Origin of the sequence: Rhodococcus sp. HNM0563 (assembly GCF_012726195.1) — a bacterium.
GTDB lineage: Bacteria > Actinomycetota > Actinomycetes > Mycobacteriales > Mycobacteriaceae > Rhodococcus.
The window spans coordinates 388,106-408,175 of sequence record NZ_JAASAF010000001.1; the positions used below are offsets into that span (position 1 = coordinate 388,106).

18 protein-coding genes and 3 tRNA genes are annotated in these 20,070 nt (G+C 64.8%); 14 read left to right on the forward strand and 7 right to left on the reverse strand.

From position 1 onward, the window contains the following. Positions 1-49 precede the first annotated feature (49 nt). Together ilvC and sulP are read left to right on the forward strand one after the other, a co-directional pair. A complete protein-coding gene (gene ilvC / locus HCA61_RS01870) occupies positions 50-1,051 on the forward strand; it encodes a ketol-acid reductoisomerase (protein WP_206039570.1) in 1,002 nt (333 codons plus the stop codon). A 118-nt stretch (positions 1,052-1,169) separates the two neighbouring features. Then, on the forward strand, positions 1,170-2,963 hold the full coding sequence (gene sulP, locus HCA61_RS01875; RefSeq protein ID WP_169686095.1) for a sulfate permease: 1,794 nt from the start codon (positions 1,170-1,172) through the stop codon (positions 2,961-2,963). A 111-nt stretch (positions 2,964-3,074) separates the two neighbouring features. Here sulP and tnpA read toward each other — a convergent pair whose 3' ends face one another. Next, positions 3,075-3,476 carry an IS200/IS605 family transposase gene (gene tnpA / locus HCA61_RS01880; protein WP_169686839.1) on the reverse strand — a complete coding sequence of 134 codons (402 nt, stop codon included), beginning with the start codon at positions 3,474-3,476 and terminating at the stop codon, positions 3,075-3,077. A 39-nt stretch (positions 3,477-3,515) separates the two neighbouring features. On the opposite strand from tnpA, the gene HCA61_RS01885 reads away from it, so the two are divergent. The 3 genes from HCA61_RS01885 to HCA61_RS01895 all read left to right on the forward strand — a co-directional run bounded on the left by HCA61_RS01885 (position 3,516) and on the right by HCA61_RS01895 (position 7,709). After that, entirely contained in the window at positions 3,516-4,766 is a 1,251-nt protein-coding gene (locus tag HCA61_RS01885) for a transposase (RefSeq protein ID WP_346777467.1), read from the forward strand. Positions 4,767-5,023: 257 nt separating this feature from the next. After that, positions 5,024-6,616, forward strand: coding sequence for a phosphoglycerate dehydrogenase (gene serA, locus HCA61_RS01890; protein ID WP_169686097.1), 1,593 nt, complete (start codon positions 5,024-5,026; stop codon positions 6,614-6,616). Between the two features lie 79 nt (positions 6,617-6,695). Continuing rightward, positions 6,696-7,709, forward strand: a complete 1,014-nt coding sequence (locus tag HCA61_RS01895) for a 3-isopropylmalate dehydrogenase (RefSeq protein ID WP_169686099.1) — start codon at positions 6,696-6,698, stop codon at positions 7,707-7,709. Positions 7,710-7,759: 50 nt separating this feature from the next. Here HCA61_RS01895 and HCA61_RS01900 read toward each other — a convergent pair whose 3' ends face one another. Beyond that, on the reverse strand, positions 7,760-8,935 hold the full coding sequence (locus HCA61_RS01900; RefSeq protein WP_169686101.1) for an MFS transporter: 1,176 nt from the start codon (positions 8,933-8,935) through the stop codon (positions 7,760-7,762). Positions 8,936-9,045: 110 nt separating this feature from the next. On the opposite strand from HCA61_RS01900, the gene HCA61_RS01905 reads away from it, so the two are divergent. The 5 genes from HCA61_RS01905 (at position 9,046) to HCA61_RS01925 (ending at position 12,000) form a co-directional block, all read left to right on the forward strand. Then, positions 9,046-9,822, forward strand: coding sequence for a fumarylacetoacetate hydrolase family protein (locus HCA61_RS01905; RefSeq protein WP_169686103.1), 777 nt, complete (start codon positions 9,046-9,048; stop codon positions 9,820-9,822). 85 nt (positions 9,823-9,907) lie between these two features. Then, the gene (gene gltX, locus HCA61_RS01910) at positions 9,908-11,380 is read left to right on the forward strand and encodes a glutamate--tRNA ligase (RefSeq protein ID WP_169686105.1); all 1,473 of its coding nucleotides are present in this window, start codon (positions 9,908-9,910) and stop codon (positions 11,378-11,380) included. Positions 11,381-11,605: 225 nt separating this feature from the next. Continuing rightward, a tRNA-Gln gene (locus tag HCA61_RS01915) sits at positions 11,606-11,677 on the forward strand. 85 nt (positions 11,678-11,762) lie between these two features. After that, positions 11,763-11,838, forward strand: a tRNA-Glu gene (locus HCA61_RS01920). A gap of 89 nt (positions 11,839-11,927) precedes the next feature. Beyond that, a tRNA-Glu gene (locus HCA61_RS01925) sits at positions 11,928-12,000 on the forward strand. A 48-nt stretch (positions 12,001-12,048) separates the two neighbouring features. On the opposite strand, the gene HCA61_RS01930 is transcribed toward HCA61_RS01925, so the two are convergent. The 3 genes from HCA61_RS01930 to HCA61_RS01940 all read right to left on the reverse strand — a co-directional run bounded on the left by HCA61_RS01930 (position 12,049) and on the right by HCA61_RS01940 (position 13,573). After that, the gene (locus HCA61_RS01930; protein ID WP_169686107.1) at positions 12,049-12,216 is read right to left on the reverse strand and encodes a DUF5302 domain-containing protein; all 168 of its coding nucleotides are present in this window, start codon (positions 12,214-12,216) and stop codon (positions 12,049-12,051) included. A 67-nt stretch (positions 12,217-12,283) separates the two neighbouring features. Then, positions 12,284-12,796 (reverse strand): PPOX class F420-dependent oxidoreductase, encoded by a 513-nt coding sequence (locus HCA61_RS01935; RefSeq protein ID WP_169686109.1) that lies wholly within the window; start codon positions 12,794-12,796, stop codon positions 12,284-12,286. A gap of 75 nt (positions 12,797-12,871) precedes the next feature. Then, a complete protein-coding gene (locus tag HCA61_RS01940; RefSeq protein ID WP_169686111.1) occupies positions 12,872-13,573 on the reverse strand; it encodes an IclR family transcriptional regulator in 702 nt (233 codons plus the stop codon). A gap of 129 nt (positions 13,574-13,702) precedes the next feature. On the opposite strand from HCA61_RS01940, the gene leuC reads away from it, so the two are divergent. The 3 genes from leuC to HCA61_RS01955 all read left to right on the forward strand — a co-directional run bounded on the left by leuC (position 13,703) and on the right by HCA61_RS01955 (position 16,568). Next, entirely contained in the window at positions 13,703-15,121 is a 1,419-nt protein-coding gene (gene leuC / locus HCA61_RS01945; protein WP_206039486.1) for a 3-isopropylmalate dehydratase large subunit, read from the forward strand. A gap of 24 nt (positions 15,122-15,145) precedes the next feature. Further along, entirely contained in the window at positions 15,146-15,742 is a 597-nt protein-coding gene (gene leuD / locus HCA61_RS01950) for a 3-isopropylmalate dehydratase small subunit (RefSeq protein ID WP_169686116.1), read from the forward strand. Positions 15,743-15,911: 169 nt separating this feature from the next. After that, on the forward strand, positions 15,912-16,568 hold the full coding sequence (locus HCA61_RS01955) for an HU family DNA-binding protein (RefSeq protein ID WP_169686118.1): 657 nt from the start codon (positions 15,912-15,914) through the stop codon (positions 16,566-16,568). Between the two features lie 135 nt (positions 16,569-16,703). On the opposite strand, the gene HCA61_RS01960 is transcribed toward HCA61_RS01955, so the two are convergent. Together HCA61_RS01960 and HCA61_RS01965 are read right to left on the reverse strand one after the other, a co-directional pair. Further along, complete coding sequence (locus HCA61_RS01960; RefSeq protein WP_247273498.1) at positions 16,704-17,627, reverse strand: NUDIX hydrolase; 924 nt, start codon at positions 17,625-17,627, stop codon at positions 16,704-16,706. Between the two features lie 11 nt (positions 17,628-17,638). Next, on the reverse strand, positions 17,639-19,831 hold the full coding sequence (locus tag HCA61_RS01965; protein ID WP_169686122.1) for an RNA degradosome polyphosphate kinase: 2,193 nt from the start codon (positions 19,829-19,831) through the stop codon (positions 17,639-17,641). A 31-nt stretch (positions 19,832-19,862) separates the two neighbouring features. On the opposite strand from HCA61_RS01965, the gene HCA61_RS01970 reads away from it, so the two are divergent. Beyond that, a complete protein-coding gene (locus HCA61_RS01970) occupies positions 19,863-20,048 on the forward strand; it encodes a hypothetical protein (RefSeq protein WP_169686124.1) in 186 nt (61 codons plus the stop codon). Positions 20,049-20,070: the final 22 nt, after the last annotated feature.

Consider the following 20,070-nt stretch of genomic DNA (forward strand, 5'->3'; position numbering starts at 1 on the left):
CTGAACACACCCATATTTTCTGAAAGAGGTAACCACTGTGGCAGTCGAGATGTTCTACGACGACGACGCCGACCTGTCGATCATCCAGGGCCGTAAGGTCGCGGTCATCGGATACGGCAGTCAGGGGCACGCGCACTCGCTGAGCCTGCGCGACTCCGGCGTCGAGGTTCGCATCGGCCTGAAGGAGGGCTCCAAGTCGCGGGCCAAGGCCGAAGAAGCGGGCCTGACCGTCGGCACCCCCGCCGAGGTTTCGGAGTGGGCCGACGTCATCATGGTGCTCGCTCCCGACACCGCGCAGGCGTCGATCTTCAAGGATGACATCGAGCCCAACCTGAAGGACGGCGACGCGCTGTTCTTCGGCCACGGCCTCAACATCCACTTCGACCTGATCACGGCTCCGGCGAACGTCACCGTCGGCATGGTCGCGCCGAAGGGCCCCGGTCACCTCGTGCGTCGCCAGTTCGTCGACGGCAAGGGCGTTCCGGCTCTGATCGCAGTGCACCAGGATCCCAAGGGCGAGGGTCAGGCGCTGGCACTGTCCTACGCCAAGGGCATCGGCGGCACCCGCGCCGGCGTCATCAAGACCACCTTCAAGGAAGAGACCGAAACCGACCTGTTCGGTGAGCAGGCCGTGCTCTGCGGTGGCACCGAAGAGCTCGTCAAGACCGGTTTCGAGGTCATGGTCGAGGCGGGCTACGCCCCCGAGATGGCCTACTTCGAGGTTCTCCACGAGCTCAAGCTCATCGTCGACCTCATGTACGAGGGTGGCATTGCCCGCATGAACTACTCGGTGTCCGACACCGCGGAGTTCGGTGGTTACCTCTCCGGTCCGCGGGTCATCGACGCGGGCACCAAGGAGCGCATGAAGGAGATCCTCGCGGACATCCAGTCCGGTGAGTTCACCCGTCGTCTCGTCGCCAACGTCGAGAACGGCAACACCGAGCTCGAGGGTCTGCGCAAGGCCAACGCCGAGCATCCGATCGAGGTCACCGGCAAGAAGCTGCGCGACCTGATGAGCTGGGTCGATCGCCCCATCACCGAAACCGCATAGTCGGTCCGGGCTTCCGGCGGCCCGGTGCACCACACGGTGCACCGGGCCGCTGCGTTTCTGCAGGGCTGCCGATCCGGTACCGCACTCGCGCATACCGCGCGGAAGAGATACTGAATTGATGTCGTTCTGGACCGCTCCCGGCCGGCTCCCTGGCGTAGCCGTGGCACGCACCTACCAGCGTCGGTGGTTGCGCAGCGACATCACCGCCGGACTGGTCCTGAGCGCACTCCTGGTACCTGCCGGGATGGGATACGCGCAAGCTGCAGGCCTGCCTCCCTACACCGGCCTGTACGCGACGATCGTGCCGATGCTCGTGTACGCGCTCGTGGGGCCGTCCCGAATTCTCGTTCTCGGACCGGATTCCGCGCTCGCCCCATTGATTGCAGCCGCCGTGGTCCCGCTCGCGTCCGGTGGCGATCCGCAACGTGCGATTGCCCTTGCCGGCGTCCTGGCGATTCTTGTCGGCCTGATACTCCTGCTCGCGGGTATCCTGCGTTTCGGGTTCGTCACCGAACTGCTGTCCAATCCGATCCGCATCGGTTTTCTCAACGCGATCGCGGTCATCGTCATCGTGGCCCAACTGCCGTTGCTGCTCGGCACAGGAGACGACGAATCCGGTGTGCTGCCCGAGTTCGCGGATGTCGTCGACGACGTGATCGAGGACGGCCCACAGTGGTACGCGCTGTCGATGGGCCTGGCCTGCATCCTCACGATCCTGGTGGTGCGCAGATTCGTTCCGGTGATACCGGGCGTCCTCATCGCCGTCGTCGGGGCCGGACTGGTGACCGCGGTGTTCTCCCTGACCGACCGGATGGCGATGGTGGGAGAACTACCCGCGGGCTTCCCCGCGCCGGCGCTCGGCGGCGTCGGATGGAACGATGTGGCCGAACTGCTCGGTCCGGCCGTTGCGATCGCGCTCATCGCGTATGCCGACACGGCGGTCCTGTCCCGGACGTTCGCATTGCGGCACGGTGAGGACGTCGACGGAAGTTCGGAGATGCGTGCCCTCGGCGCGGTCAACGTCGCGGCGGGCCTCACGGGCGGCTTCCCCGTGTGCGGGAGTGGCAGCCGAACGCCGGTCGTCGAGGATGCCGGGGGCCGCACACAACTCGTCGGTGCGGTAGGAGCGCTCACGGTTCTGGCATTTCTTCTGATGGCGCCCGGATTGACGGCGTACCTTCCGCAGGCCGCGCTCGGTGCAGTGGTGATCGTGGCGGCGAGCGCTCTGATCGACGTGAGGGCCGTCCGGCATCTGTGGAAGGTCAGCAAGGTCGAATTCGGATTGTCGATCGCGGCGTTCGCCGGCGTCGCATTCGCCGGAGTCCTGCAGGGCGTCCTCGTCGCAATCGGCCTGTCGTTGATCGTCGTCGTCGTGCGGGCTTGGCAGCCCCACCGCACCGAACTCGTGGAACTGCGCGACGTCGCGGGATATCACGACATCGATCGGCACCCCGAGGGCCATCGGATCGAAGGGCTGGTGCTGGTCCGTTTCGATGCGCCGCTGTTCTTTGCCAACGGGGCGATTCTCACGCGATACGTGCGCGAGCGGGTTTCCCGCGCCGAACATCCCGTGAAGTGGGTCATTCTCGCAGCCGAACCCATCACCGATCTCGATACCACCGCAGTGGAGGCCCTCGAGGAACTCGACGAAGATCTCCGGCGCAAAGGGGTCCGACTCGATTTCGCGGCGATGAAGGGACCGGTCAAGGATCGACTGCGGAGAATGGCCACCGGCGGCCGCTTCGGCGACGACCGGTTCCACCCGACGGTCCGGGCCGGAGTCATCGCGTTTCGTCACCGCGATGACGAGGGTATCGGTCGCACTGAAGTCGACGCACCGCCCCGCGATGTTGTCGACGGTAGTGCTGTATCAGGGGACGGCAGCGCCGAATCCGGTGACGGCCAGGAGTGACCCGATGGATCATCGGTGTCCGGATTGTCACCGATGTTGTTGGTGTGGCGACGTTGTTTCTACCTGTTCGGGTGAGAGTGCACCATCGTTCACGGTGGAGGTGAATCACTATCACGCAGGCCGGCGTTGGGACTTCACGTACTCGGCGATCACGGACAGGGGCGCACCACCGGCCGTGCCACGGCAATACGACCGCGACCATAAATGCCCGCCCCACAGATACCGAGACACATGCTCCACATGGTCGCGGCGCAGGTGCCGCGAGGACACCCCCTTGAGCGAGTTCACCAGCTTCGACAACTGCACCGTCGCGGGGAACTCCACCAGCAAGTGCACGTGGTCGTCTTCCCCATTAAACTCCCGCAGCTCGCACCCGAAGTCGGCGCACACCTTCCGCATGATCTGCTCGCAGTCCGTCAAGATCGGACCGGTGAAGGCGCCGCGGCGGTATTTTGTGACGAACACCAAATGTACACGACAGTTCCAAATTGCTTGTCTACCAACTCTGATGATCTCTTACTTACCCATGGCACCAAATGCTATCGTGCTGGCGTGTTGAAGCGATACCGCTACCGCGCCTACCCGAGCGGAGAACAGCAGAAGTCGCTGTCCCAGCTGTTCGGGTGCTGCCGGGTCGTGTTCAACGACGCCCTCGCCGCGAGGGAATCCGCCCGCAAAACGGGCCGGTCGATCCCGAGCAAGAGCGAGTTGTCAGCGGCGCTGACCGCCGCGAAAACAACTCCCGAACGGGCGTGGCTCGCGGAGGTGTCCTCGGTGCCGTTGCAGCAGTCCCTGGCGGACCTGCACCGCGCGTACGCTAACTTCTTCGACTCCCGCACCGGCAAACGCAAGGGCCGCAAGGTCGGCGCTCCCAGGTTCAAGAAGCGGACACACCGGCAGTCTGCTCGTTTCACCCGCAACGCCGGGTTCTCGGTTCTCGAGCCGGGCGGCGGTATCGGGCTGGTGCGCCTGCCGAAGATCGGGCGGATCCGGTATGAGGCGTCGCGACCGTTGCCGGCGGATCCGTCGAGCGTGACGGTGATCCGCGAGGCCGACGGCCGCCACTACGTGTCCTTCGTCGTCGACGAACCCGTGCCCGCTGTGGTTGTCCCGCAGCCGGCTCCGACCCGATGCGCGGGTGTCGACGTCGGGTTGACCGATCTTGCGGCGATCGTCTACGACGATGGGACCCGCGAGAAGATTGCCAATCCCCGCTGGCTGCGATCGAAGGAACGTCGGCTGGTCCGCGCCCAACGGGCCTACTCGCGCACCACGAAAGGATCGAAGAATCGGGACAAGGCGCGCCGAAAGGTTGCCGCGGCGCACCGGAAGGTGCGCGAGACGCGGTTGGATCATCACCACAAACTCGCTCTTCGGCTGATCCGCGAAAACCAAGCGGTCGCTCTCGAGGGGTTGTCGGTGGCGGGTTTGGCGCGTACGAGGGTGGCGAAGTCGGTGCACGATGCCGGTTGGTCGAGCCTGACCTGCCTGATCGGCGAGAAGGCTGCCCAGCACGGCCGGGCGGTGCACACCGTCAGCCAGTGGGAGCCGACTTCGCAGGTGTGCTCTGGGTGTGGGGTGCGGGACGGGAAGAAGCCGTTGAATGTGCGGGTGTGGGTGTGCCCGTCGTGCGGTATGCGGCTGGATCGGGACTATAACGCTGCTGTGAATGTGATGCTCGCCGCCGGGCTGGTGGAGAGGGTAAACGCTTGTGGAGGGAGCGTAAGACGTGTGCTTGCATGCGCGGACCCGGTGAAGCAGGAACCCGCTGAACAGACCTCACCACCTGGTGCGGCTGCGTAGGAATCCTCCGCGTTCACGCGGAGGTGGAAGTCAAGACGAGGATGTGCCCACATTCACACCCGAGCAGACCATGACTGTCGAGCCGAAACCGGTGTTCGTGTCGTTCCAGTGAGTACCGGCGAGTACTGCGGCATCCCCGTGGGCCCGCTGAGACCGCAGGGGCACTAAACTATGGGCGGTCACGGCTTGAACACGCCTACCGTCAGGTACCCGCGCCGTCGACTGTTCACCACCTACACGACACAGGGAGTTTGCACGTGAGCCAGAATGGCCGTCCAGTTGTCCTGATCGCCGACAAGCTTGCGCAATCGACCGTCGATGCCCTCGGTGACGGAGTCGAGGTGCGCTGGGTGGACGGCCCGGACCGCCCGGCCCTGTTGGCTGCGGTGCCCGACGCGGACGCATTGCTGGTGCGGTCGGCCACGACCGTCGACGCCGAAGTCCTCGCCGCAGCTCCGAAGCTGAAGATCGTCGGCCGCGCCGGTGTGGGTCTCGACAACGTCGACATCGCCGCCGCCACCGAGCGAGGCGTGATGGTGGTCAACGCTCCCACTTCGAACATCCACTCCGCCGCCGAGCACGCCGTCGCACTGCTGATGTCTGCAGCACGCCAGGTGCCCGCCGCCGACCGCACGCTGCGTGAGCGCACCTGGAAGCGCTCGAGCTTCAACGGCACCGAGATCCTCGGCAAGACGGTCGGTGTCGTCGGCCTCGGCCGGATCGGTCAGCTGTTTGCACAACGTCTCGCCGCGTTCGAGACCCACGTCATCGCGTACGACCCCTACCTGCCTGCCGCTCGCGCCGCACAACTCGGCATCGAACTCGTCGACATCGACGAGCTCGTCTCGCGCGCCGACTTCATCTCGGTTCACCTGCCGAAGACGAAAGAAACCGCGGGTCTGATCAACGCGGAGCGTCTCGCCACGGCGAAGGACGGCGTGATCATCGTCAACGCTGCGCGCGGTGGGCTCATCGACGAGGACGCACTGTACGACGCGCTCGTGTCGGGCAAGGTTCGTGCAGCCGGTCTCGACGTGTTCAACACCGAGCCGTGCACCGATTCGAAGCTGTTCGACCTCGACAACGTCGTCGTGACCCCGCACCTGGGTGCCTCGACCGCAGAAGCGCAGGACCGCGCAGGCACCGACGTTGCGAAGAGTGTGCTCCTTGCGCTCGCCGGCGAGTTCGTTCCCGACGCGGTCAACGTCTCCGGTGGCCCGGTCGGCGAAGAGGTTGCACCGTGGCTCGAACTCGTCCGCAAGCTCGGTCTGCTCGCAGGCACCCTGTCGCCGGAAGCCGTCCAGAACGTGCAGGTCATCGCGAGCGGCGAGCTGTCGGTGGAGAATGTCGAGATCCTCGGTCTCGCGGCGCTGCGGGGCCTCTTCTCGGCCAGCAGCGACGAGCCGGTCACCTTCGTCAACGCTCCGCAGCTCGCCGAGCAGCGCGGCGTCAGCATCGAGGTCGAGAGCGTCAGCGAGGCCCAGACCCACCGCAGTTCGGTCGAGGTACGCGCTGTGGCCGCCGACGGTGGCGTCACCACCGTCGCGGGCGCCCTCACCGGACTCCAGCAGGTCGAGAAGATCGTGAACATCAACGGCCGCAGCTTCGATCTGCGTGCCGAAGGGCACAACTTCATCGTCCACTACCAGGACCGGCCGGGCGTTCTCGGCACCCTCGGTACCGTGCTGGGTAACGCCGGCATCGATATCCAGGCTGCAGCACTGAGCCAGGACGCCGAAGGCCCCGGCGCAACTGTCATCCTGCGCGTCGCGCAGCTCGTCCCGGAGACAGAGGTCGCGCAGATCGTCGAACAGCTCGACGCGCGCGTGGCGCAGGTCGACCTGTCCTGATCATCGCTTTGCACCGTTCAGTGGCCGCGACCGTCCCGGACGGTCGCGGCCACTGTCGCACAGGAAGAGAGCACATAAAATGAAACTTGCGGTCATCCCCGGTGACGGCATTGGTGTCGAGGTCACGGCCGAGGCGCTGAAGGTCCTGAACAAGCTTGTTCCGGACCTCGAGACCACCGAGTACGATCTCGGTGCGCGCCGGTACAACGAGACCGGTGAGCTTCTGCCCGAGGCCGATCTCGCGGCGATCCGCGAGCACGATGCGATCCTGCTCGGTGCGATCGGCGACCCGCGGCTCGTCGGCCCCGGTATCCTCGAGCGGGGCCTGCTGCTGAACATGCGGTTCGCGCTCGACCACCACGTGAACCTGCGTCCGTCGCGGCTGTACCCGGGTTCGAAGTCTCCGCTCGCGGCAAATCCGGACATCGACTTCGTCGTGGTGCGAGAAGGCACCGAGGGGCCGTATACCGGCAACGGCGGTGCGATCCGCGTCGGGACCCCGCACGAGATCGCCACCGAGGTGTCGGTGAACACCTGGTTCGGTGCTGAGCGCGTCGTGCGTTATGCGTTCGAGCTGGCGCAGACCCGCCGCAAGCACCTCACGCTGATCCACAAGACGAATGTGCTGTCCAACGCCGGCGCGATCTGGACCCGCGCGGTCGAGACGGTCGGCAAGGAGTTCCCGGAGGTGGAGACCGCGTACTGCCACATCGACGCGGCGACCATCTACATGGTCGACGACCCGTCGCGTTTCGATGTCATCGTCACCGACAACCTGTTCGGCGACATCATCACCGATCTCGCGGGTGCGGTCACCGGCGGTATCGGCCTGGCTGCGAGCGCCAACATCGATGCGTCGGGAACGAACCCGTCGATGTTCGAGCCGGTCCACGGCTCGGCGCCGGACATCGCCGGCAAGGGCATCGCCGATCCGACGGCCGCGATCCTGTCCACGGCGCTGCTGCTGCGTCACCTGGGACGTGACGAAGATGCCGCGCGTGTCGAGTCCGCGGTCGAGGCAGATCTGGCCTCACGCGGTGATTCGCCGGTCGTGACCACCGAGATCGGCGACCGTATCACCGCCGCACTCTGAGCGACGGTGCGTGGTTCCGATGGCAGCTGCCATCGGAACCACGCACGACCTCAGTCCCGCTTCGGCACCACCAGAATCGCGGCCGCGGGTGCGATCGCCGACAGAGTGAATGCCAACGGAAAGCCGACCGTCGCGATGAGCGCACCGAATACCGGACCCACGGCGGCGGCGAAGACGAACTGACCGGTGTTCTGGACGCCGAGTGCCCGTCCACCCCAATAAGGTCCCGCTATTTCGGCGACCGCCGTGAACGCGAGGCCGTTCGGACTCGACGATGCGACCGAGGCGAGGAGCAGCACCGCAACAGCTGCGGGGGAGTCTGCGAGTGAGGTTGCTGCGAGTGCCAGCATCGACACCGCGGTGATCGCCGACACGATCCGCAGCGGGCCCAGTCTGCTGCCGACACGGTCCGACCACGCGCCCACCACGACTCGCGCGAGCGCCCCGAGAATCTGTGCCGCGGTGATGACCAGCCCGGCGCCGGTCTCGTCCCATCCGCGGTCGGCGATCAGCCAGACCAACGCGTATGTCCACACGACGTATTGGGGAATCACGAGCAGGATCGATGCGACATGGATACGGGTCAGCTCAGCGCCGGTCCGGTACGGGTTCGTCAACGCTCCGGTGCGCGCTGCCTCGGCCCGGTCGGGACGAGGCGGGTCGACGATCCCCACTGCGCACGCCACGGCGGCGACGCCGCATACGATCGCGGGAAAGGCCAGTGCCCAGGCGGTCCCGTGCTCGCGTGCCAGTTGCGGAATGACGAGTGCGGAGGCGGCGACGCCGAGCGGCACCGACATCTGACGGATACCCATTGCGAGCCCGCGCTGATGTATCGGAAACCAGCCGACCACGACGCGACCGCTCGCAGCGTTGGCACTCACTGCGCCCGCGCCGGCACACGCGAGAAGAACTCCGAGGGCGGCCGGTGACGTGGTGAACGTCGCAGCGGTGACTGCGGTGGCCGTGATCGCCATGCCTGTGGACAGGGCGAGGCGTTCGCCGAAGCGATCGGCGAGGGCACCCCACGCGACGAGGGTGAACATTCCGCCGAACAGTGGTGCGGCAGCAAGGGTTCCCGACTGAGCGAGGGTGTATCCGGCGTCGTCGTGCCAGGTGGGGATGAGGAATGCGGCACCGTTGACCACTGTCGCCTGGGCGGTCTGGGCGAAGACGCCCAGCGCCAGGATCAGCCATCGTCGGTTCCCGATGGTGAGGACACTCATTGTTTCTCACTATCTGAGATAAAAATCCCGTTATTTGAAACCTGGGAGAACTCTATACCTGCGGGGGCCGCGCGTCGATCCAAGGGTCGGGCGACCGATAGACTCCCGGCATGCGCCTTGGTCGAATTGCCAGTCCGGACGGTGTCGCCTTCGTCAGCATCGAAGGCGAGGGAGACTCTGCGATCGCGAAAGAGATCGCCGAGCACCCGTTCGGTACGCCCACGTTCACCGGCCGGAGCTGGCCGCTTGCGGATGTGCGATTACTCGCACCGATCCTGGCGAGCAAGGTCATTGCGGTCGGGCGCAACTACGCGGCCCACGCGGAGGAGATGGGCAACGATGTCCCCGAGGAACCTGTGATCTTCCTCAAGCCCAACACCTCCATCATCGGACCGGGGGCGCCCATCGTGATTCCGCGGAACACGTCGCTCGTGCACCACGAGGCCGAGCTGGCGGTGGTGATCGGTCGCCCGTGCAAGGACGTCACCGCGGCGAAGGCCCGCGAGGCGATCCTCGGCTATACGGTCGCCAACGACGTGTCCGCCCGTGACCATCAGGCGAAGGACGGTCAATGGGGCCGCGCCAAGGGGCACGACACGTTCTGCCCCCTCGGGCCCTGGATCGAAACCGATCTCGACGCCTCGGATCTCGAGATCTCTGCCGAGGTCAACGGACAGCCTCGTCAACGCAGCCGGACTTCGATGATGGTGCACGATATTCCCGCACTCGTGGAATGGGTATCGGCGATCATGACCTTGCTGCCGGGCGACGTGATCCTCACGGGTACGCCGGAGGGCGTCGGGCCGATCGAGGCCGGCGACACCGTCTCGGTCACGGTCGAGAAGATCGGAACGCTCACCAACCCCGTGGTCGGCAAGGGCGCCTGAGCTGTCGGTCCGCCGTTCCCGCGGCGCGGTCGAGGGCTAGCCTGGGAGGGTCTTTGAATTTCCGTCCCTCGACCCGAGTGAGCCGATGACCACCAGCGAAGTTCGCGTCCGTTTCTGTCCGTCCCCGACCGGCACCCCGCATGTCGGCCTTGTGCGCACCGCCTTGTTCAACTGGGCATTCGCGCGGCACCACGGCGGCACGTTCGTCTTTCGTATCGAAGACACCGACGCCGCCCGGGACAGTGAGGAGTCGTACCAGGCAATCCTCGACGCATTGCGTTGGCTCGGTCTCGAATGGGACGAGGGTCCGGAGGTGGGTGGCCCCTACGAGCCCTACCGGCAGTCGCAGCGACGGGATCTGCATCTCGACGTCGTCGCGAAGCTCCTCGCGGCCGGTGAGGCCTACGAGTCGTTCTCGACGCCCGAGGAGGTCGAAGCGCGGCACAAGGCGGCGGGCCGCGATCCCAAGCTGGGATACGACAATTTCGACCGTGACCTGACCGCCGAACAGAGGCAGGCCTACCTCGACGAGGGGCGCAAGCCGGTCGTGCGGCTCCGGATGCCCGCCGAGGATCTGACCTGGAACGACCTCGTGCGCGGTGAGACAACGTTCAAAGCGGGTACCGTGCCCGATTTCGCACTCACCCGAGGCAACGGGATCCCGCTGTACACGCTCGTGAACCCGGTCGACGACGCTCTGATGAAGATCACACATGTGCTGCGGGGCGAGGATCTGCTCTCCTCGACGCCTCGTCAGCTCGCGCTGTACGCAGCACTGCAGCGCATCGGTGTGGCTGATTTCACGCCTGAGTTCGGGCATCTGCCGTTCGTGATGGGCCAGGGCAACAAGAAGCTGTCCAAGCGCGACCCGGAGTCGAACCTCTTCCTTCACCGGGACCGCGGATTCATTCCCGAGGGCCTGCTCAACTACCTCGCACTCCTCGGCTGGGGGCTCGCCGACGACCGTGACGTGTTCTCGCTCGAAGAAATGGTCGCAGCGTTCGACATCTCCAAGGTCAACTCGAATCCGGCCCGTTTCGACCAGAAGAAGGCAGATGCGATCAATGCCGAGCACATCCGGTTGCTTGCGCCCGCCGACTTCGCGACCCGCCTGAAGGCATTCCTTGTCGAGCACGGGCACATCACCGCAGACGTCGACGACAGACTCTTCGCAGTGGCCGCAGACCTCGTCCAGACCCGCATCGTCGTCCTCAGCGATGCGTGGGGCCTGTTGAAGTTCCTGTTCGTCGACGAGGCGGACTTCGAACTGGACGAATCATCCGCGGCGAAGAACCTCAAAGACGATGCCGCGGCGGTGCTCGACGCGACGATTGCGGCCGTCGAGGGCCTCGACGCATGGACCACCCCAGAACTCGAGGGTGCGCTCAAGACGAAACTGATCGACGATCTCGGCCTCAAGCCGCGGAAGGCGTTCGCGCCTGTTCGCGTTGCCGTGACGGGCTCGCATGTGAGCCCGCCGCTCTACGAGTCGATGGAACTGCTCGGCCGCGAGCGGTCGCTCGCGCGTCTGCGGGCGGCCCGCGCCACGATCGTCTGACCGATGCTGAGGTCGGATCGGACCGACCCTCAGGAGAAGGGCAATCGCCGGTACGGGCGGTTGCCCTTCGGGGCTTCCTGGGGGATGGACCCGTTCGGGGAAGGCGAGCAAACTTATGGCTCTGAACAGGCGATTTGTGGTTCCGTACCCCCTTGGTGTTAATCTTCTTCTCGGTTCGGAACGGAGGCCGGAGCGCGAACAGCGCAGGCCGAAGGAACAGACCATTGGGGTATGGTGTAATTGGCAACACAGCTGATTCTGGTTCAGCCATTCTAGGTTCGAGTCCTGGTACCCCAGCTGCGATACGGTGATTTGCTATCGTATCTCTGCCGGTTTAGGCTGGCTGAGCTTCCTCCGGGGAGCGCAAACAGAAGAAGATCCTGGCCCCGTCGTCTAGCGGCCTAGGACGCCGCCCTCTCACGGCGGTAGCGTGGGTTCGAATCCCATCGGGGCTACCATGGATCTCCTCCGACCTCCGGGTCGGAGGGATTCTTCTTCTGTAGGGTTCGATCGCCGGACACGGTCGATCGAGTCCGGGTAAGTTCTCGGCCCCGTCGTCTAGCGGCCTAGGACGCCGCCCTCTCACGGCGGTAGCGTGGGTTCGAATCCCATCGGGGCTACAACGAAGAAGACCCTCCGGATCTCCGGAGGGTCTTCTTTCGTTTCCATCACCCGCTCTTGCGCCGGAACTGCCGATGATGATCGGCGTTCGCGTGCGGCCCGTGCGCCTTCGACGTCGCGTCGAGGTGTGCGGTGCCGCCGTTCTTGTTCTGCTTCTTGCGTTCGAGTGCTGCGAGGAACTCTGCCCTGATGCGTTCTTTTGCCGGGTCGGTCATTGTCCTACCTCCCTCCTGATGGCGAATGTAGCGCGACGGGAGCGGACTTGTCGCGTGAATATTGCAGTCAGCGACCGGCGCGAGGAAGATACGCGGCTGTCGTGCCGCCGAGAGGAACCGCGGGCATTCCGAGCTTGCGGTGGTCCCAGGACCGAACGCGTTGCGGTACCACCCGCACCGCCACCCTCTTGTGCATCATCTGTTCGACGGCTTGGCGCATGGCATCGGTGTACGGGCCGGTGTAGCGTTCCCACACGTCCTTGCAGACGTCGAACAGGATGTCGCGATCGTCGACGATCTCGGCACGGCCTTCGATCGAGACGCCGCGCAATTGGTCGTACGTATCGCCGGCCTCGACGAGTGCCGTGATGCGATGGTCGCGGCGAAGGTTGACGACCTTCTGCGATTTCGCCTTCGTCTCGAACCAGATCTCGCCGTTACGCACGGCGTACCACATGGCCACCAGATGTGGTGCGCCGTGCGGTCCCAGCGACGCCAGTGTGGCAACGCGGCTCTGGTGTAGGAAGTCGCTGATTTCCGGTTCTGTCATCGTGATCTCTGCGCGGCGATTCGTTCCCATGCGCAGAACTGTGGCACACCCCGCTGGGGTGTGCCACCAACGCGTCCAGCGTTGCGGCGACGTGAAACCCGCGGATTACAAGCGCTTGTGCAGAGCGTCTGCGGCGGCGAGCAGGTCGGCGGCCCAGCGGGCCCCCGGCCGGCGGCCCATTCTGTCGATCGGGCCGGAGACCGAGATCGCTGCCACGACTGTGCCATTGCTGTCACGTACCGGCGCAGCCACGGAGGCTACACCTGGCTCGCGTTCGGCTGCGCTCTGCGCCCACCCTCGCCGACGGACTTCGGAGAGCACGCGTTCCCCGAATGCGGCATCGGGGAGGAGGGTGCGCTGGGTGGCCGTATCGGCCCATGCGAGCAGAACTTTGGCGCCGGATCCGGCCGTCATGGGCAGACGCGCGCCGACGAGAACACTGTCGCGTAGGCCGGTCGGAGGTTCGAGCGCGGCGATGCAGATGCGCTGGGTGCCGTCCCGGCGGTACAGCTGCACGCTCTCTCCCGTGATCTCGCGAAGGCGGGGGAGGACCAGTGAGGCGGCTTCGAGGAGCGTATCGCCCGCGCCCGCAGACAGTTCGGCCAGACCGGGCCCCGGGCGCCATTGGCCGTCGCCGTCACGCATGAGCAGGCGATGTACCTCGAGCCCGACCGCGAGGCGGTGGGCAGTTGCGCGCGGTAGACCGGTGCGCGCACACAGCTCGTTGAGGTTGCATGGTTGCTCCGCTACCGCATGGAGCACCGCCATAGCTTTGTCCAGCACGCCGATCCCGCTATGCTGTCTCATAGGTCGATACATCCGTCTCGCATAGTGGGAAGCATAGCGCATCCGATTCGAGACGGACACGGCACCAGGCGCGACTCGGACAGCCCTGAGATCCGGGTTCGCGCACGGCACGTACGACAGGTGGAGAAGATGGCTGGAAAGACTCTGGCAGAGAAGGTGTGGGACCAGCACGTGGTTGTGCGCGGTGAGGGAGAGGGATCGGCGCGTAGACCCGACCTGATCTACATCGACCTGCATCTCGTACACGAGGTAACGAGCCCGCAGGCGTTCGACGGTCTGCGGCTGGCCGGACGAGGCGTGCGTCGTCTCGATCTGACGATTGCGACCGAAGACCACAACGTCCCGACAATCGACATCGACAAGCCGATTGCTGATCCGGTGTCGCGCACGCAGGTCGAGACGCTGCGCCGAAACTGCGAAGAGTTCGGCGTGCGCTTGCATCCCATGGGCGACCTCGAGCAGGGCATCGTCCACGTGGTCGGACCTCAACTCGGACTGACCCAGCCCGGCATGACGGTGGTGTGCGGCGACAGCCACACTGCCACCCACGGTGCGTTCGGCGCGATCGCGATGGGTATCGGCACCAGCGAGGTCGAACACGTTCTGGCGACACAGACCTTGTCGCTGCGCCCGTTCAAGACGATGGCGATCAACGTCGATGGCGAACTGCCACCGGGTGTCACGAGTAAAGACCTGATTCTCGCGATCATCGCTCAGATCGGTACCGGCGGCGGACAAGGTTATGTGCTCGAGTATCGCGGTGAGGCGATCCGCAAGCTGTCGATGGAATCTCGGATGACCATCTGCAACATGTCGATCGAGGCGGGTGCCCGCGCAGGAATGATTGCACCCGACGACATCACCTACGAATTCCTCCAGGGACGTCCGCACGCACCGCAAGGTGCCGAGTGGGACGCTGCGGTGGCCGAGTGGGAACAGCTGAAGACGGACGAGGACGCCGTTTTCGACGCCGAGGTCCACATCGATGCCAACGCATTGACCCCGTTCGTGACGTGGGGAACCAATCCGGGGCAGGGGCTTCCGCTCGGCGGAGCGGTGCCGATTCCGGATGAGATCGCCGACGAGACCGAACGCCTGGCAGCCGAGAAGGCAGTGCGCTACATGGACCTCGAGCCGGGGATGCCTTTGCGCGAGATCAAGATCGACACAGTCTTCGTCGGATCGTGCACCAACGGCCGTATCGAAGATTTGCGGGCAGTTGCGGACGTTCTGAAGGGCCGCAAGGTCGCTGAGGGTGTTCGGATGCTCGTTGTACCCGGATCGATGCGTGTTCGTGCTCAGGCCGAGTCCGAAGGTCTCGGTGAGATCTTCGTTGCGGCAGGCGCGGAATGGCGTCAGGCCGGCTGCTCGATGTGCCTGGGAATGAACCCTGATCAGCTTGCGCCCGGCGAGCGCTCCGCATCCACGTCGAACCGCAATTTCGAAGGCCGCCAGGGCAAGGGTGGGCGAACGCACCTCGTGTCCCCGGCTGTGGCGGCCGCCACAGCCGTTCGCGGCACACTGTCCGCTCCGGCGGATCTGGACTAGAGCACGGGACGAGGAGAGAATTCGATGAAAGCCTTCACCACCGTAAAAGGCATCGGCGTTCCGCTACGCCGGTCCAATGTCGACACCGATCAGATCATCCCTGCCGTCTACCTGAAACGGGTCACCCGCACGGGATTCGAGGACGGACTGTTCGCCGGATGGCGCACCGATCCGGCGTTCGTCCTCAACACGCCACCGTTCGACCGCGGAAGTGTTCTCGTTGCAGGCCCGGATTTCGGAACGGGATCCTCCCGAGAGCATGCCGTCTGGGCCCTGTCCGATTATGGGTTCCGGGTGGTGATCTCGTCGCGTTTCGCCGATATCTTCCGCGGCAACGCCGGAAAGGCCGGATTGCTCGCCGCTCAGGTGAGTCAGGACGATGTCGAATTGCTCTGGAAACTCATCGAACAGCAGCCGGGTCTCGAACTCGAGGTGAGTCTGGAGAACAGGACTGTGACCGCTGGAACAACCGTGGTGCCGTTCACCATTGACGACTACACCCGGTGGCGTCTGATGGAAGGTCTTGACGACATCGGCCTGACATTGCGCCAGGTAGAGGCGATTTCCGAGTACGAGAAGGCAAGGCCTTCTTGGAAACCGCGCACCATCTCAGCGCCCTGATCGAAGGCTTTCGACGCCGCCTGGCAGGCCCGAGCCGAACCGTTGTTCGGCTCGGGCCTGCCGTGTATTTGCATGAGAATTGGCGTGGCACATAGACTCTTGACCGTTTGCGGGGCTACCGTGGACTCGAGTCGGTCTGACGGTGGACCGTGATATGCGGAGGAAATCAATGAACAAGGCAGAATTGATCGATGTTCTGACCGAGAAGCTCGGTTCGGACAGGCGCACCGCGACGGACGCTGTCGAGCACATCGTCGACGCGATCGTTCGCGCCGTACATGCCGGCAACAGCGTCACCATCACCGGTTTCGGTGTCTTCGAGCAGCGTCGTCGCGCGGCTCGTGTTGCTCGCAACCCGCGGACGGGTGAGACCGTCAAGGTCAAGCCGACGTCGGTTCCGGCGTTCCGTCCGGGTGCTCAGTTCAAGGCGGTCATTGCCGGGACACAGAAGCTTCCGGCGAGCGGTCCGGCAGTCAAGCGTGGTGCCGCTGCTGCAGTGAAGAAGGCTGCCGCGGCGAAGAAGGCCGCGAAGAAGACCACGGCGGCCAAGAAGACCACCGCGGCCAAGAAGACCACCGCAGCCAAGACCACGGCGGCCAAGAAGGCCACCGCGGCCAAGACCACGGCAGCCAAGAAGACCACGGCAGCGAAGAAGACCACCGCGGCGAAGAAGGCTCCGGCCAAGACCACGGCGGCAGCGAAGAAGACCACCGCGGCGAAGAAGGCTCCGGCCAAGAAGACCACGGCGGCAGCGAAGAAGACCACCGCGGCGAAGAAGGCTCCGGCCAAGAAGACCACGGCGCGCAAGGCCGCAGGCAAGAAGTAGGCCTGTCCGGTATCTGATCGGCCCGTCCACTGCGGGCTGAGTCCTCCGGCGGCTATCGGGAGATCCGGTAGCCGCCGGAGGTGTATCCGGTGGAAGTCGAGTACCGGGATTCGCGTCGGCGAATTCCAGTAGCGCTCAGGGACGATCGGATGCGAACGGAGTGTCCAGATATTCGGCCGCAACGAGCTTCCCGTCGTGGAACGACAGGACCCACGTGCTCGCCTTACGGGTACGTCCCTCGGGGAGGTCGAATCCCGACTTTTCCGCCCACCACTGGAGCAGGCCCGGAATCACGCCGCCCTGACTGCACAGGACGGGTACCTTCCCGTTCTCGATGACCTCCGCAATCCGTTTGTGAGCGAGCGAGGGATCGGCTGCGTAATCCTCTTCCGAGAGCATCGGCTCCAGAGCGATTTCGAGATCGAGGTGATCAGCGAGCGGCTCGATGGTCTCGATACACCGCGTACGGTCTGCGGAGAAGACGGCATCGGCGCCGAACGCGGACAGCTGGGGTACAAGTGCCGCGGCCTGTCGCAGACCCTTTTCCTCGAGCGGGCGGGCCCGGTCGTCGCCGTCGTAGTCCTTACGACTACCCGCCTTGGCGTGGCGTACCAGGAGCACTGTCCGAGTATCGGGAGGCAACTCCAGGAACCGGCGCAATACAGTGTGATCCATCGAGTACGACAGCTCGTCGAAGGCGATATCGGGCGAAACCCATCGGAGTATGTCCACTTCGTCGTTCGGGACGAACTCGCCCGAGGTGCACCGCGCGGTCCAGTAATCGACCTGCTTGCGCTGATCCGTACCGGGCATCGGATAGGTGACACGTCCGAGGCCACGTCCGAGCTCGGCCCGGAATCCGGTCTCCTCCTCGGTTTCCCTCAGCGCCGCAATGATCGCCGTCTCCCCGGGGTCGAGTTTGCCTTTCGGGAGAGTCCAGTCGTCGTACCTCGGCCGGTGGACCATGGCCAACTCCAGGCCGCTCGCGCTCGGCCTCCAGAGCAGCGTCCCCGCCGCGAAAATGTCCGTGGGTGACGAATTGTCCGATGCCTCGGCCACCTGTCCTCCGTTCACGAGGTGCGAATTCTCATGAGCTCGACCTGATGGTCGCGCGCGGCGGTTCCCGGCGCGGGGCTCGCGGACCAGACACCATCGGATTCCAAAGTCCAGCATCGAGTTGCAGGATCCAGCGCCGAGTCGAAGATCTGACCCAGCTGCAAGCACAGTTGGGGATCCTTCACCTGGACCATGACTTCGACGCGGCGGTCGAGATTTCGGTGCATCATGTCGGCGCTGCCGATCCAGAACTCGTTGCTGCCACGGAAATGAAGGATGCGGGAGTGCTCGAGGAATCGTCCCAGAATGGAGCGTACGGTGATGTTCTCGCTCAACCCCGGCACACCCGGCTGAAGCGCACAGATACCGCGAACGACGATCTCCACGGAGACGCCGGCACGTGAAGCGCGGTACAGCGCGTCGATGACCTGTTCGTCGACGAGCGCGTTGGCCTTGAGGCGGATTCCGGTGGGCTTGCCTGTCGCGTGATGCTCGATCTCGCGCTCGATGCGCTCGATGATGCCCTTCCGAACGCCGTGCGGAGCGACGAGGAGGTTGCGGTACTGCGCCTTTCGGGAGTACCCGGTGAGCGTATTGAACAGATCGGTCAGGTCGGAACCGATCTCGGGTGAGCATGTGAGAAGACCCACATCCTCGTACAGACGAGCAGTTTTCGGATTGTAGTTGCCTGTGCCGATGTGGCAGTAGCGCCGGATCGTCGACCCCTCACGGCGCACCACGAGCGAGGTCTTGCAGTGTGTCTTGAGGCCCACCAGCCCGTACACCACGTGCACGCCTGCCTGCTCGAGCTTGCGAGCCCACTGGATGTTCGCCTGCTCGTCGAACCTCGCTTTGATCTCGACAAGCGCGACGACCTGTTTGCCTGCCTCCGCTGCTGCGATGAGTGCATTGACGATGGGGGAGTCTCCGGAAGTGCGATACAGCGTCTGCTTGATGGCCAGCACCTGGCTGTCGGCAGCCGCCTGTTCGATGAAGCGTTGCACGCTCGTCGAGAACGACTCGTACGGATGATGAACGAGCACGTCGCCCTCACGCAGTGTCGAGAACACGCTCTTCGGGGTTTCGCGTTCACCGAAGGCCGGGTGGGTCGCGGGCACGAACGGAGCATCCTTGAGATCCGGGCGGTCCACAGCGTGCACCTGCCAGAGACTGGACAGATCGAGCAGACCCGGCAGTTGCACTACATCGGACGGATCCACATCGAGCTCTCGCAGCAGCAATTCGAGCATGTGCTCGGTCATGTCGTCGGAGACCTCGAGGCGCACGGGAGACCCGAAGCGCCGGCGCGCGAGTTCACGTTCGAGGGCCTGCAGCAGATCTTCGTCGCGATCCTCCTCGACATCGAAATCCGCGTTACGGGTGACTCGGAAGGCGTGGTGCTCGACGACCTCCATGCCGGGGAACAGAACGTCGAGGTGCGCAGCGATCAGTTCTTCCAGCGGGAGGAAGGCCGGAATCCGGTGTGACGTGTCGACCTGGTCGACCCGGACATAGCGGTCGACGTTGTCGGGGACCTTCACGCGTGCGAAATGCTCGCCCGCTGAATTCAGGTCTTTCACAGTGACAGCAAGATTCAAGCTCAACCCGCTGATATACGGGAACGGGTGGGCCGGGTCCACGGCGAGCGGGGTCAGGACGGGAAAGATCTGCTCGGCGAAATATCGTGTCAACCGCGTCTTCTGGGGCTCGTCCAGATCCGACCAACGGATGATCGAGATGCCTTCGGCGGCAAGAGCGGGAAGCACCGATTCGAGGAAGACCTGGGCCTGGCGGCCGGCGAGCTCCTGTGTGCTCGACGCTATCAATGCGAGTTGTGCCCTCGGCGACAGGCCGTCGGCGGAGCGTACCGACAGCCCTGTTTCCGCGCGCCGTTTGAGGCCTGCGACACGCACCATGTAGAACTCGTCGAGATTGGACGCGAAGATCGCCAGGAACTTGGCTCGCTCGAGCAACGGTATCGATTTGTCCTCGGCGAGTGCGAGTACTCGCGCATTGAAATCGAGCCAGCTCAGTTCGCGGTTGAGGTATCGGTCGGCCGGGAGTCCCTCCGTGCCGAGCGTGCGATGTTCGGCTGCGGCGGGCGGGGCGGCGGGTGTTGCGGTGCCTCGCACTGGTCGGGAAACGGCGCGGGCGGGGACTGCATCTTCGAATCCGACATTCGAGTCGGTGGTATCGCCGTGGGTCACCACCTCATTGTTGCAGGAACACCGTGGATCCGTGACCACACCGTCGTCGGTGCTCGCCGTTCCGTCGATCGTGTGCCGTCGGGGTGGCGGTGCGGTGCGTCGCAAGGACGATCGGCAATCGATCCGGCTCACCCGCAACGGGTTCAGCATCCGAGGCAACCGGAAGCTGTGCTCGGTGGGGAGTGTGACTCGTCGGAACAAGAACTCACTGAGGTGACGTGTAGCGCTGCGGCAGGAAT

Bases quoted from the DNA above. Each gene is read 5' to 3' on its own strand.
- HCA61_RS01940 (WP_169686111.1), bottom strand. From the start codon at position 13,573: ATGAGACAGCATAGCGGGATCGGCGTGCTGGACAAAGCTATGGCGGTG.
- leuC (WP_206039486.1), top strand. From the start codon at position 13,703: ATGGCTGGAAAGACTCTGGCAGAGAAGGTGTGGGACCAGCACGTGGTT.
- HCA61_RS01930 (WP_169686107.1), bottom strand. From the start codon at position 12,216: ATGACCGACCCGGCAAAAGAACGCATCAGGGCAGAGTTCCTCGCAGCA.
- ilvC (WP_206039570.1), top strand. From the start codon at position 50: ATGTTCTACGACGACGACGCCGACCTGTCGATCATCCAGGGCCGTAAG.
- leuD (WP_169686116.1), top strand. From the start codon at position 15,146: ATGAAAGCCTTCACCACCGTAAAAGGCATCGGCGTTCCGCTACGCCGG.
- gltX (WP_169686105.1), top strand. From the start codon at position 9,908: ATGACCACCAGCGAAGTTCGCGTCCGTTTCTGTCCGTCCCCGACCGGC.
- HCA61_RS01935 (WP_169686109.1), bottom strand. From the start codon at position 12,796: ATGGGAACGAATCGCCGCGCAGAGATCACGATGACAGAACCGGAAATC.
- sulP (WP_169686095.1), top strand. From the start codon at position 1,170: ATGTCGTTCTGGACCGCTCCCGGCCGGCTCCCTGGCGTAGCCGTGGCA.
- HCA61_RS01955 (WP_169686118.1), top strand. From the start codon at position 15,912: ATGAACAAGGCAGAATTGATCGATGTTCTGACCGAGAAGCTCGGTTCG.
- HCA61_RS01905 (WP_169686103.1), top strand. From the start codon at position 9,046: ATGCGCCTTGGTCGAATTGCCAGTCCGGACGGTGTCGCCTTCGTCAGC.
- HCA61_RS01895 (WP_169686099.1), top strand. From the start codon at position 6,696: ATGAAACTTGCGGTCATCCCCGGTGACGGCATTGGTGTCGAGGTCACG.
- HCA61_RS01900 (WP_169686101.1), bottom strand. From the start codon at position 8,935: ATGAGTGTCCTCACCATCGGGAACCGACGATGGCTGATCCTGGCGCTG.